Here is a 12,586-nt window from a genome sequence, read left to right as displayed (position 1 = left end):
TCATGGTGAGAACACCTATAGTATCAACTAAAAATTAAAAATCATGTCTGGATTAATAGACCTTTTGAATGGCCCTTTAGGCAAGCAATTAATCAGTGGCGTTGCCGGAGAAACTGGTCAGCCCGAAAGCAAAACGGCCGATGTGCTGGGAATGGCTATGCCTATATTACTGGGCGCTATGAAGAAGAATGTAAGCACAACTGAAGGGGCCCAGGGGCTGATGAGTGCACTGTCCAACAAACACAACGGCAGTATCCTGGACGACCTTGGCGGGCTATTTGGCGGCGGCGTGGATCAATCGGTCTTGGAAGACGGGGCTGGTATCTTAGGCCATCTGCTTGGCAATAAACAAACGGCTGTGGAGAATGCATTAAGCCAGAAGTCTGGTATGGATACAGGCAGTATAGCTCAAATTTTAAAGCTCGCAGCACCAATTGTAATGGGATTTCTGGGACGGCAAACCGCCCAGAGCAGTGTTCAGGATTCATCCGGAATGAATGCCTTGTTGGGCAGTATGCTCGGCGGGCAACCTGAACAAAACCAAAGCCTTATCACCACACTCCTGGATTCGGATGGAGACGGTAGCGTTCTGGACGATGTGGCTGGAATGGTGCTAGGGGGTTCAAAAAAGAAAGGTGGCCTGGGGGGCATGCTCGGGAGTTTTTTGGGTAAATAATATCGAAAAATACTTAACAAGAATTAACAACGCCGCCTGCAATTAGCAGGCGGTTTTTTTGTACCTTATGACTAAAGAAAAGGTTTGGTCATGAGGACATTATTAGTCGGTTCTGGCATTCTATTAATGCTGGTATTTCTGAGCGTTAGCAGCTGTGGAAGCAGCCAAAAATCAGTAACTATAAGCGAAGAGGAGGCTGTCGCATTCAAGAATCAGGAGGCAGATACGGTAAGCATCAGTGATCCGGATTCCAAGTACGAAATCATTATTATCGAGCCGGGTTTTAACTTCTGGCTAAACAGCATAGCCAGGCCACGGGGGTACTATTCACAAAGCTTTCTTGAAAACCGCAATAGAATTTATGTAATCGAATGGAACAACCGGGTAATGATGCCTAACCGCTATAACTCGTTGTTATATGAGCTTCGGATTAATTATGATCCCAATGTGGACTATGGTTATGAAGTGAATTACAAACTCTACTATTACTTCATCTATTTTCAGCGCAAATACAGGCAAAGGCTGGGACCTTTTATCCCCCGGATATAAGTAATATATTTGGCGGGAGAATTTGGTGCTATGAACAAACTCAAACAGCGTTGGGGAATTGAATCGAATTTCCAGCTTATAGTAATATTTGTTGTATTTGCCATTACCGGATCAGCCTCCGTCTATGTGGCAAAGCCTTTTCTGGCTTTTATAGGCCTTGACCGGGCTAATTTTCCTGATGCCTGGTGGAGTGGAGCGCTCTACTGGTCCATGAGGATCCTGATTATATTCCCAATATATCAGGTATTGCTGGTATTTTTTGGATGGCTTTTTGGCCAGTTTCAATTTTTCTGGGGATTTGAGAAGAAAATGCTGCAGCGCATGGGCCTGGGCTTCCTGTTCAGGTAGCTCAGCTATTGATTACTTCCCTTAGGACTGCCTCCTTTGATCAGATAGGTATAAATCCACATAAGCGTAAAAGAAGGGATGAAATCAAAACCAGGCAAAAGTTCTTCCACAAAAGCAACCACTCCTGCCACCTGCCCCACTCTACCCTTGTAAATCCGGGTCATAAGCCAACCTGAAACAGGTGCCCAGATGACATCCGAAAATTCACCTATACCGGGAATAACGAAAGAAAGCATCCCGATTCCATCCAACAGGAGTCCCAGTAACAGGTTACGCCATTTATTTGCTTTTTCCATTGCTTGAAGCGGTGAAGATCCGTTATTGGGCGTAAATCAGGAGGATAAATCGCTGCTAATCAACTTCAGGAATTCGTTACGTGTTTCCTGCTGCTGGAAAGAACCCCGGAAACCAGAAGTAGTAGTAACTGAATTTTGTTTCTGGACTCCCCGCATCATCATGCACATATGGGCCGCCTCAATTACAACAGCTACTCCGCTGGGCTTCAGCACATCGTTTATGCAATCGAGAATCTGTTCAGTGAGCCGCTCCTGCACCTGAAGGCGACGCGCAAAGATATCCACAACCCTGGGTAGTTTGCTAAGGCCAACGATCTGTCCGTTAGGTATGTATGCTATATGTGCCTTCCCGAAAAAAGGCAGCATATGGTGTTCACAAAGCGAATACAATTCAATATCTTTTACTATGACCATCTCATTGTAGGATTCCTCGAACAGGGCACTTCTCAAAACAGAAGCGGCATCCTGCTTATATCCCTGGGTTAGAAAGAGCATAGCCTTGGCTGCACGTTCCGGTGTCTTCACCAGGCCTTCTCTATTCACGTCCTCTCCTATCTCACTGATTATATGAGAATAACGATCTTTTACTTCATTGGTTATTTCAATGTTGTATTCTTCCAGGCTTCTGTATGGCATTTTATTTTGTATGAACAAATTGGCAGATACTACTAAGTTAGTTCTTTATATGGAAAAACCGACACAGATATTCTCTTTCATTTTAGGCAGTGGCTGATGTATTATTCTATCATATTACTATTTTTGCGTACCCACTCATTAGATCAGCAGGTAAACCTTCATGATTAAAGCAAGGAATATTAAGAAATCATTCGGATCCCTTCAGGTATTGAAAGGAGTGGATCTCGATATTGCCAAAGGTGAAATTGTATCGGTAGTCGGGGCCTCAGGTGCAGGAAAGACCACCCTGCTCCAAATTCTGGGCACCCTGGATATTCAGTCGAACAGAAAAGAAAGTGAACTACTGATAAACGATACGGATATAAATGCTTTAAACGGGAGGAACCTGGCTCGTTTCCGAAACGAGCATATCGGTTTTATCTTTCAGTTCCATCAGTTGCTTCCCGAATTTACTGCCCTTGAGAATGTTTGTATTCCCGCCTACATAAAAGGTACTGCGAAGTCTGAGGCCGAAAAAAGAGGCCTGGAACTCCTGGGGTATTTGGGGTTGGAGAAACGGATACATCACAAGCCTCAGGAACTATCCGGAGGGGAACAGCAGCGGGTGGCAGTAGCCAGAGCACTTATCAATCAACCTTCGGTAATCCTGGCAGATGAACCCAGCGGCAACCTGGATTCCGAAAGTGCCGAGCGGCTTCACAAATTGTTCTTTCAGTTACGGGATGAAATGGGCCAGACGTTCGTGATTGTAACGCACAATGAAGAACTTGCTGAAATGGCCGACCGTAAGCTAACCATGGTAGATGGTCAGATAATCCAGTAACTCCGCTGAAAACACCAATGACCAGGCAAGAACTCAAAGATTTTCTGGACGCCAAGGTAGTGCAGTACAATACCCCGGAATTTCTTGAGACAGACCCGATATGTATTCCGCATCGTTTTGATAAAAAAGAAGATATTGAGATCAGTGGGTTTCTCACCGCAACAATTGCCTGGGGAAACCGAAAGAGTATTATCAAAAATGCCAGGCAAATTACGGAGCTGATAGATCTCGCGCCACATGACTTTGTCATGGGGCATACAGAAAATGATCTCAAATCCTTGGACTCGTTCGTACACCGCACTTTTAATGGTACAGACCTGGCCTTTTTTGTTACAGCGCTTAGACACCTGTACAGCAACCATAATGGGCTGGAAGGTGTCTTTACCCGTTATGCGGAAAAAAACAGCCTGCAGTCGGCCATTACCGCATTCAAGGGGCACTTTTTTGAACTCAAACACCCCTTAAGGACCACCAAACACATCTCCGACCCCGCCAGAGGTTCGGCGGCCAAACGCATCAATATGTTCCTCAGGTGGATGGTCAGGAAAGACCCACAGGAGGTGGACTTTGGGCTTTGGAAAGGCATATCTCCAGCCGCTCTGTCTTGCCCTCTGGACGTGCATTCTGGTAATGTTGCCCGAAAACTTGGCCTGCTAAAGAGAAAGCAGAATGATGCCAGGGCAGTGCTGGAATTAGATCTAAACCTCCGAAAATTGGACCCGGAAGATCCCGTCAAATACGATTTTGCGCTTTTCGGCTTGGGTGTATTTGAAAAGTTTTAAAACCGAATTCTGATATATTAACAGGTTTATACTAAATTCCCTGTATATATGTATTTTATTTATCTTTTTTAAATTAATGATGTATTATTGATAGTATTTTAACATATTTAATAATATTATCGCGATTTGATTTATTATTTTTATCTACACACAAGTTTATAACAACCTGACCATTACATAGACAAACATTCTTATAAAACATAGAATAGGAATGAATAGCACATATGCATTTAAGAACAAGGTGCAATTCCTTGTTATGTCTATTGATGGGATTTATGATTACTGGGATTTTATAAAATATCCCAAGGTCATACTTCGCAAATGCCAATCGGCCCAGGTATACCGTGTGCTCGTAGATCTCATTCCGGTTTCATACACAGAACTGCCAACCATAGAATTGTTTTTCCTTGGGGAGATCATAGCCGAGGTATTAAGGGATAAGGTTAAACTTGCCCTGGTTTGGAAAGGAAAGGAAGAGGAGCAGTTCCTGGAACAGGTTGCAACAAACAGGGCTGCCAATATGCGCATTTTTGATTCAGTTAAAATAGCAGAGTACTGGTTGCTCCATGACCATGAGGTCCAGACCTCTAACCCCCATAAAGTATAAACCCATCCGGTTATACCAGTCCCATGGTTCCCAGGTCCAGTTTTTGCTTTTTGCCGCCAGCCGCTATGGAGGCATAGATGGCTTGAACGATAATCATATCCCGCTTACCCATTTCACCTGGTGCCAGATTGGGTGCTCCTTCCAGTATATGCCTGCTGAAATCGTCCATCTGGAGTTTTTGCTGACTTTCATGGGGAAAGGATATAGGCCCGCTTGATGTTTTTCCACGCAAAGGACCATAATTATTTGCCGGTTGTAATTCCATCCAACCTTTGCTGCAGGATACATACAACCTATTGGCACTGGCATTATGCGAAGTCATGATCTGTCCAACGGTACCGTTAGGAAATTCAAATTGCGCCGTTATGGTTTCATCAGTTTCCTTAAAATATTCGGGGCGTGTACTGAATTCCTGGGCGCTAACCGAAACCGGATTCATCCCACAGCCGTAAATCGCACTCTGTATGGAATAGACCCCCATATTCATAAGAGCTCCCCCTCCCGAACGCTTGATATCGAGCCTCCACTGATCCGGATTGCCCCTGGAAACGTAAGCTGCTTCGGCTGTAACAAACAACGGCTGGCCAAATGTGCCTTCCTCAATATAAGACTTGACCTGTTGCGTATAGGGTTCGGAGTGCAGGCGATAGCCCATGCTCAGCTTTACCCCTGCGTCCCTGCAGGCCTTAATAATTTCATCGCACTCCTGGACGTTTATGGCCATAGGCTTTTCGCAAATGACATGTTTGCCCGCCCGGGCTGCGCGTATGGAAAACTCTGCATGCATGCTGTTCGGAAGTACAACGTACACAACATCAATATCTTTATTATCAGCAATGGAGTCGAAATTCTGATAATTGTAAATATTCTTCCGGGGGATATTATATTTTTTGGCCCAACTAACCTCCTTGGCTGGGGTTCCGGTTACAATTCCCGCCAGGTAACAGTGTTGTGTGTCCTGTAGCGCAGGGGCCAGCTGGTAAGTACTGTAGCTACCTAATCCAACAAGTGCTATTCCAAGCTTTTTTTCTTCCTTACTCCCCATGGAGCAGGCAAGTGGCAGGGTGCTCATCAGTGCAACTCCTCCAACCCCCCTTGCTACCGTCTGATTAAATGTTCTTCTTCTCATTTTGGACTAATTTGTACTCCTTCTTTTAAAGGTACATAATTCTCAAAATACAGCCGTGTTTTGTCCCGGTTCAAAAATTGACTCTCATTGAAAATGTCTATTTTAGAAGCTGACTAAATTCTGATACATGAAAATCAAATACCCTTTAGCACTGCTGATTTATTTCATGCTTTATTGTTCTTTAAGCGCCCAGGAAAGGAAACTACCTTTAGATACAACTGTGACCACACAACACAGCGTTACCATCAATGGAGCTAGTTTTAATTACACGGCAGAAACCGGGACCCAGCCTGTTTGGGATGAAAACGGAAAGCCAATTGCCTCCCTGCATTATACTTATTATACCAGAAATGGTATAAAAGACAGGGGGTCCAGACCTCTTTTGATCTCTTTTAACGGGGGCCCCGGATCCGGTTCAGTATGGATGCACCTGGCCTACACGGGCCCGAGGATTTTGAAAATAGATGATGAGGGTTATCCTGTACAGCCCTATGGGGTAAGGGAAAATCCTTATTCTGTGCTGGATGTTACCGATATTGTTTACGTAAACCCAGCCAATACCGGGTACAGCAGAACCATTCCCGAAACAGGCAAGGAAGTAGACCGCTCCAAGTTCTTTGGAATCAATGCAGATATAAAATACCTGGCAGAATGGCTGAACACATTTGTAACCCGGCATAACCGCTGGCGTTCTCCCAAGTACATCATAGGAGAAAGCTATGGTGGCACGCGGGTTATGGGACTTTCACTCGCTCTTCAAAACCAGCAGTGGATGTACCTGAACGGGGTTATTATGGTGAGTCCGGCAGATTATAAAGTTATTCGCGTGGGAGGACCTGTTAGCAGCGCCCTGAATCTCCCCTATTACACGGCTGCTGCCTGGCACCAGAAAGCGTTACCTGATGCACTGCAACAAAAAGACCTGCTGGAAATTTTACCTGAATCAGAAGACTACACCATCAACACCCTGATACCTGCCATTGCCAAAGGTGGCTTTATCGGCAAGGAAGAAAGGCTTGAAGTAGCGGAAAAAATGGCCTACTATTCCGGACTTTCCCAGAAGGAAATACTGGATCACAACCTCGATGTACCCACCTCCTACTTTTGGAAGGCCCTGCTGAGGGACCGCGGGGGGTATACTGTTGGCCGACTGGACAGCAGGTACCTGGGGATAGATAAACAACTTGCGGGTAACAGCCCGGATTATAATTCCGAGATCACCTCATGGCTGCACAGCTTCACACCAGCTATCAATTATTACCTGCAGGAGGTATTGAAGTTCAGGACGGACATAAAGTACAACATGTTTGGACCGGTAAGGCCATGGGACAATAAGGACGACAATACCCGGGACAATTTAAGGCAGGCCATGGCCCAGAATCCCTACCTCAACGTCCTGATCCAATCGGGTTATTACGATGGTGCTACCACCTACTTTAATGCCAAATACACCATGTGGCAGATAGATCCCAGTGGTCGGATGAAAGATCGATTTGAGTTTAAGGGATACCGAAGCGGCCATATGATGTACCTGAGACGTGAAGATCTGAAGCAGGCAAATGAAGACATCCGCACCTTTATTAAAAGGACTCTTGCCAATGGTAAAAGTGCCCGTTATTGATAACTTAACTTTGTATTCTTTGAATCTGCCATGGAAAAGTCAATTGAACTGCCTTTTACTGTTTTTACTCATGGGCTTATTTAAAACCAATGACACAATGGCACAGGACTGGGCTGGCCTCAGTCATTTCAAAGAGGCCAACGCACTGCTTGCACCTCCAGTTGAAGGAGAAAAACGTGTTGTTTTCATGGGCAATTCCATTACTATTGGCTGGCTCAGCCACTACCCGGAATTCTTCAGGGGCAAACCTTATGTAAATCGTGGTATAGGAGGTCAGACAACCTCCCAGATGCTTATTCGATTCCGGCAGGATGTCATTTCCCTGCAACCTGCTGTTGTTGTCATACTTGCCGGTACAAACGACATAGCCCAGAATAACGGCCCTATAAGCCTGGAAGACATAATGGCGAACATCATTTCCATGTCCGAAATGGCCGAAACTAATGGAATCAAGGTTGTCCTCGCATCTGTACTACCCGCCGCAGATTATAGCTGGCGACCAGGTCTTGAACCAAACAGGAAAATTCCTAAACTAAACTCCATGATTAAGGCCTATTCAGAAAGAAAGGGTTTTGTATACCTCGATTATTTTGCAGCAATGAACGACGGGAATAATGGACTTAGAAAAGAACTGGGTGAAGACGGGGTACATCCTAATAAAGCCGGATACAAGATAATGGCTCCCCTGACGGAACAGGCGATAAAGGAAGCCCTTATAAAGGAATAGGAGTAAATTTCCTGTGGCAACAAGCAACCTGAATGGAAGATCCTTTTGAGCAAAAGAATACCAAAAATAGCGAGGGATCAGCAGGAGCTTCAAATCCCCTGGTTAGTATACTCATGCCTTTCAGGAATACAGAAAAGTACCTGAGGGAATGCCTGGATTCTATCCAAAACCAGAGCTATTCCCACTGGGAGCTCCTCGCTGTTAATGACCATTCCTCAGACAGCAGTTCGGAGATTGTAAAGGATTACACTGTTCGTGATAGCAGAATAGTATTGATGGAGAACAAGGGCAAAGGCATTATTCCAGCGCTGAGGACTGCCTATGCTAATAGCCGCGGAGACTATATTACCCGAATGGACTCGGATGATATTATGGTAAAGGATAAAATCTCAGCCTTGCTCTACAGCCTTATAGAAAATGGTCCCGCACATCTTTCAGTTGGACAAGTTAAATACTTTTCTGAAAGAGGTATCAGCGATGGTTATGCGCGTTATGAACGCTGGATCAACAGACTCACCCAAAATGGGATTAATTTCAGTGAAATCTACAAGGAATGCGTGATTCCCTCTCCCTGCTGGATGGTATTGAGAAAAGATCTCGACGCCTGCGGTGCATTTAATTCGGACCGGTACCCGGAAGATTACGACCTCACATTTCGATTTTATGAGCAAGGCTTGAAATGTTTGCCCTGCGGGGATATTTTGCACCTGTGGAGGGATTATGACACCCGCACTTCACGTACGAGTGAACACTATGCCCAGAACTATTTTCTTGATATTAAACTGTACTATTTCCTGAAGCTGGATTTTGACACCAACAGGCCACTTGTCATCTGGGGTGCTGGATTTAAAGGTAAAAACCTGGCAAGGTCCTTAAAACAAAGGCAAATAAATTTCACCTGGCTTTGTGACAACCCCCAGAAAATTGGGAAAAGCATTTATGGTATTCCTCTCGTGCATTATAAGGATCTGGCTGCAATGCATAACCCCCAAAGCGTAATCAGTGTGGCCAACGAAAGGGCTCAGGAAGAGATCAGGGCATACCTAAGTGCACTGGGATTGGATAAACCTGGTGATTCCTTCTTTTTCTGCTGATAACCGGATGGGGAATCCACTGCTAAATTTGTGCCAATAGCAATAATAATAGGAGACTACTTCCTATATTTGTTCAATCAAGATCAGGAATGCAGTTTAAATATCCGGAAATCTTTTGGGCGCTCTTTCTTCTCCTGATCCCTATAATTGTCCACTTTATCCAGCTAAGACGGTTCCGGAAAACGTCTTTCACCAATGTTCGCCTCTTAAAAAAGGTAACTGCACAGTCTAGCAAAACACGTACACTAAAGAAGTGGCTCCTGCTGTTCTCAAGGCTATTCCTGCTCGCCATGCTTATAACTGCATTTGCCGGACCTTACCGAGCCCAACAACAGATTGGCGAGAATCGAGAAACCCTGATATATCTGGACAATTCCTTCAGTCTGCAGCTGCGAAACGGAGATCAGTCTCTTTTGGAATACGCCATTCAGGAATTGGTACAGGGTATTCCGGAATCAAAGGAGTTTACCCTGTTTACCAACGATAAAACTTTCAAAAAGGCCCGGATAAAAAACATCCAGAACGAGCTACTCAACATTGAACCCACCTATAAACAGCTGGATTTGCAGGATATCCTTTTTAAGGCAGGGGAGATGCTTGCTTCAGATATGCATCAGTCGACGAACCTGATCCTTCTTTCTGATCTGCAAAACAGATTCATCCCTGAGCAGACTATTGAACCCATAAACGGCATCAGCAGCAGACTGGTATCCCTAACCCCGGATGAATGGACAAACATAGCACTGGACAGCGCTTATATTGCCGGCACAGGATCAGATCAGATTGAACTGGTTGTTTTTTTAAAAACAAATTCAGCAGAAGTTGAAAGTGTTCCCGTATCCCTTTTTAATGGAGAAACACTAATTGCGAAATCAGCAGCTTCATTTGAAGGAACTGAAAGCAGTGAGCTTATCTTCACCCTGCCTGCGGAAGAAATCACTAACGGGAGGATTGAAATATTGGATGCCGGACTTGCTTATGACAATGTGCTGTACTTTTCAATTCCACCACGTAGCAAAACCAGGATAATGGTTATTGGCCAGAATGCCAATAATTACCTGGATCGCATTTACGTAGCGGATGAGTTTGATTTCTCCTACATCCCGGTAACCGAGGTAAATTACAGTGAACTTGCCCTCAGCAGCTTAATCGTACTGGATGAACTAAGAGATATTAGCACAGCCCTGGAAAATGCTATCCAGGTTTTTGTTGAAAACGGCGGGAGTGTGGTGGTAATCCCGGGCAGTAGCATTGAGCCAGGCGCTTATAACAGACTGCTTTCCAAATTAGGCCTTCCACAGTTGGACTCAGTGGTTCCTGGAAGTCTCAATATAACGGATATTGAATTTGATCATCCCTTATACAGGGATGTATTCGAAAAACGTGTGACCAACTTCGATTACCCCATGGCTAGTTCACATTACAGCATAAAGGGCTCTGCTCCACAAATTCTTGGCTTCCAGAATAGCAAACCCTTCCTTCTGGGCGATAATGGCCGTTATCTGTTTACGTCTCCCCTGTCCATAGGGAACGGGACTTTCGTAAATAACTCCCTGGTTGTTCCCACATTCTATTCCATTGCCTGGAACAGCCTGAAGACTCCGGCTTTATATCAGAACCTGTCCGAATTAATAACCACCGATATTCCCTGGGTTGCTAATGCAGATGAGATTATTAAACTGAGGGGTAACGCCTATGAGTTCATCCCACTTCAGAAAAAGTATGCCAACAAAACAACATTAACTCTGGTTGGGGACCCCAGAAAAGACGGGAATTACATGGCAATTTCCGGTGAGGAAGAGATAATGCCCCTAAGCTTTAACTATCCTCGTGAGGAGAGTGTTCTCATATATTCCAAACCTGATTTACCCTCTTCCTTCGAGCTACTGGAAAATATGCCGGAGTTCATCGCCAGTCTTGAAAAAGAAGGTCGGGTAAATGAGCTTTGGAAATGGTTTGTTATTTTTGCCTTGGTGTTCGCCCTTGCCGAGGTTCTTATTCAAAAGCTAGTCAAATGACCATACACATCAAGTCTGCACTTTTAATTGACCCCAAGAATAAGAATTTACATCTTAAGAAACGGGACATCCTTATCCGGGATGGTATTATTGAAAAGATCGGAACCCGGCTTGAAGTCCCTTCCAGAGCAAAAAAAATAAGCTTTCCCAACCTTCATGTTTCCCTTGGATGGTTTGACAGTGGTGTTTCATTTGGAGAACCCGGTTTTGAAGAACGGGAAACCATAGCTCATGGTCTTGAGGTAGCTGGTAAAAGTGGTTTTACGGAGATCGTCTTGAATCCGAACACTTTCCCCCTCCCCGATAGCAGTGGAGATATTGTTTTCCTGAAAAATGCTGGTGAAAATGCTGTAAGCAGACTATATCCTCTGGGCACACTAACGGTAAAAAGCGAGGGGAAGGATCTGGCTGAGCTCTATGACATGAAAGGTGCTGGTGCAGTTGGTTTTTATGACTACAAAGCTCCTGTTACCAATAGTAACCTGCTGAAAATCGCCCTGCAATATGCACAGAATTTTGGCAGTATCGTCTTTTCGTTCCCTCTGGACAGGCAGATAGCAGGGAAAGGGGTAGTTAATGAAGGTGAGGTATCTACCCGACTGGGGCTGAAGGGCATACCTGCAATGGCAGAAGAGATCCAGATTGCCCGGGACCTGGGGATACTCGAATACACCGGTGGGAGCCTTCATATTCCCACCATCTCCACAGCTAAATCCGTGGCCCTTGTAGAAGTTGCCAAAAAGAAAGGGCTGGACGTTAGCTGTAGCGTAGCTTTACATAATCTTTGGTTTGATGATGAGGCCCTTGAAGGCTTTGACAGTAATTACAAGGTTCTCCCTCCTCTCAGGAATAGCAAGGACATCAAGGCCCTTATAAAAGGACTGAAAACAGGGGTTGTCGATATGGTAACCACAGACCACTCGCCATTAGATATCGAGGAGAAACGAATTGAATTTGACCATGCCGCCTATGGCAGCCTGGGACTGGAGCATGCCTTCGGTGTATTAAACTCCGCGCTGGGAATGGAAGAGGCGGTTCGCTTACTAACCAATGGCAGAGAAAGGTTTGGAATACCATCCCCAAAACTGACGGAAGGTTCAGACGCCAACCTTACCCTATTCAATCCTGACACTGAAAAAATTGTAGAAAGGAACGATCTTTTGTCGACCTCAAAAAACAGCATGTTCCTTGGAGAATCCTTAAAGGGTCAGGTTTACGGGGTAATCCGTCAGGATAGAATCCTTATCTGAGCCTTAAATGCAATATATAATCCCGCAATA

At 44.9% G+C, this 12,586-nt stretch carries 14 protein-coding genes; 11 read left to right on the top strand and 3 right to left on the bottom strand.

Going from position 1 to position 12,586, the window contains the following annotated elements:
* The first annotated feature begins 43 nt into the window (after positions 1 to 43).
* From OO016_RS07800 to OO016_RS07790, 3 genes are all read left to right on the top strand, one after another.
* Positions 44 to 676, top strand: coding sequence for a DUF937 domain-containing protein (locus tag OO016_RS07800; RefSeq protein ID WP_266012182.1), 633 nt, complete (start codon positions 44 to 46; stop codon positions 674 to 676).
* Between the two features lie 90 nt (positions 677 to 766).
* Entirely contained in the window at positions 767 to 1,225 is a 459-nt protein-coding gene (locus OO016_RS07795) for a DUF6146 family protein (protein WP_266012181.1), read from the top strand.
* A gap of 30 nt (positions 1,226 to 1,255) precedes the next feature.
* Positions 1,256 to 1,573, top strand: a complete 318-nt coding sequence (locus tag OO016_RS07790) for a DUF6787 family protein (RefSeq protein ID WP_266012180.1) — start codon at positions 1,256 to 1,258, stop codon at positions 1,571 to 1,573.
* Between the two features lie 5 nt (positions 1,574 to 1,578).
* On the opposite strand, the gene OO016_RS07785 is transcribed toward OO016_RS07790, so the two are convergent.
* Together OO016_RS07785 and folE are read right to left on the bottom strand one after the other, a co-directional pair.
* The gene (locus OO016_RS07785; protein WP_266012179.1) at positions 1,579 to 1,869 is read right to left on the bottom strand and encodes a hypothetical protein; all 291 of its coding nucleotides are present in this window, start codon (positions 1,867 to 1,869) and stop codon (positions 1,579 to 1,581) included.
* Positions 1,870 to 1,905: 36 nt separating this feature from the next.
* Positions 1,906 to 2,505, bottom strand: coding sequence for a GTP cyclohydrolase I FolE (gene folE / locus OO016_RS07780; RefSeq protein WP_266012178.1), 600 nt, complete (start codon positions 2,503 to 2,505; stop codon positions 1,906 to 1,908).
* Between the two features lie 160 nt (positions 2,506 to 2,665).
* On the opposite strand from folE, the gene OO016_RS07775 reads away from it, so the two are divergent.
* The 3 genes from OO016_RS07775 to OO016_RS07765 all read left to right on the top strand — a co-directional run bounded on the left by OO016_RS07775 (position 2,666) and on the right by OO016_RS07765 (position 4,717).
* Positions 2,666 to 3,328 carry an ABC transporter ATP-binding protein gene (locus tag OO016_RS07775; protein WP_266012177.1) on the top strand — a complete coding sequence of 221 codons (663 nt, stop codon included), beginning with the start codon at positions 2,666 to 2,668 and terminating at the stop codon, positions 3,326 to 3,328.
* A gap of 17 nt (positions 3,329 to 3,345) precedes the next feature.
* Positions 3,346 to 4,110 carry a TIGR02757 family protein gene (locus tag OO016_RS07770; RefSeq protein ID WP_266012176.1) on the top strand — a complete coding sequence of 255 codons (765 nt, stop codon included), beginning with the start codon at positions 3,346 to 3,348 and terminating at the stop codon, positions 4,108 to 4,110.
* Between the two features lie 211 nt (positions 4,111 to 4,321).
* Entirely contained in the window at positions 4,322 to 4,717 is a 396-nt protein-coding gene (locus tag OO016_RS07765; protein ID WP_266012175.1) for a hypothetical protein, read from the top strand.
* Positions 4,718 to 4,727: 10 nt separating this feature from the next.
* Here OO016_RS07765 and OO016_RS07760 read toward each other — a convergent pair whose 3' ends face one another.
* Positions 4,728 to 5,846, bottom strand: a complete 1,119-nt coding sequence (locus OO016_RS07760) for a Gfo/Idh/MocA family protein (protein WP_266012174.1) — start codon at positions 5,844 to 5,846, stop codon at positions 4,728 to 4,730.
* A gap of 166 nt (positions 5,847 to 6,012) precedes the next feature.
* Here OO016_RS07760 and OO016_RS07755 point away from each other — a divergent pair, with 166 nt between their 5' ends.
* From OO016_RS07755 to OO016_RS07735, 5 genes are all read left to right on the top strand, one after another.
* The gene (locus OO016_RS07755; RefSeq protein ID WP_439649316.1) at positions 6,013 to 7,467 is read left to right on the top strand and encodes a S10 family peptidase; all 1,455 of its coding nucleotides are present in this window, start codon (positions 6,013 to 6,015) and stop codon (positions 7,465 to 7,467) included.
* A 97-nt stretch (positions 7,468 to 7,564) separates the two neighbouring features.
* Positions 7,565 to 8,194: an SGNH/GDSL hydrolase family protein gene (locus OO016_RS07750; protein ID WP_266012172.1), complete on the top strand. Its 630-nt coding sequence runs from the start codon at positions 7,565 to 7,567 to the stop codon at positions 8,192 to 8,194.
* A gap of 32 nt (positions 8,195 to 8,226) precedes the next feature.
* The gene (locus OO016_RS07745; protein WP_266012171.1) at positions 8,227 to 9,288 is read left to right on the top strand and encodes a glycosyltransferase; all 1,062 of its coding nucleotides are present in this window, start codon (positions 8,227 to 8,229) and stop codon (positions 9,286 to 9,288) included.
* Between the two features lie 89 nt (positions 9,289 to 9,377).
* Positions 9,378 to 11,306, top strand: a complete 1,929-nt coding sequence (locus OO016_RS07740; RefSeq protein WP_266012170.1) for a BatA domain-containing protein — start codon at positions 9,378 to 9,380, stop codon at positions 11,304 to 11,306.
* Positions 11,303 to 12,556: a dihydroorotase gene (locus OO016_RS07735; RefSeq protein ID WP_266012169.1), complete on the top strand. Its 1,254-nt coding sequence runs from the start codon at positions 11,303 to 11,305 to the stop codon at positions 12,554 to 12,556. Before OO016_RS07740 ends, OO016_RS07735 begins: the two co-directional genes overlap by 4 nt.
* Positions 12,557 to 12,586: the final 30 nt, after the last annotated feature.

This window comes from Lentiprolixibacter aurantiacus, from assembly GCF_026241225.1.
GTDB lineage: Bacteria > Bacteroidota > Bacteroidia > Flavobacteriales > Flavobacteriaceae > Lentiprolixibacter > Lentiprolixibacter aurantiacus.
The sequence above is the reverse complement of the archived record's forward strand: the minus strand, read 5'-3'. Positions and strand labels throughout refer to the sequence as shown.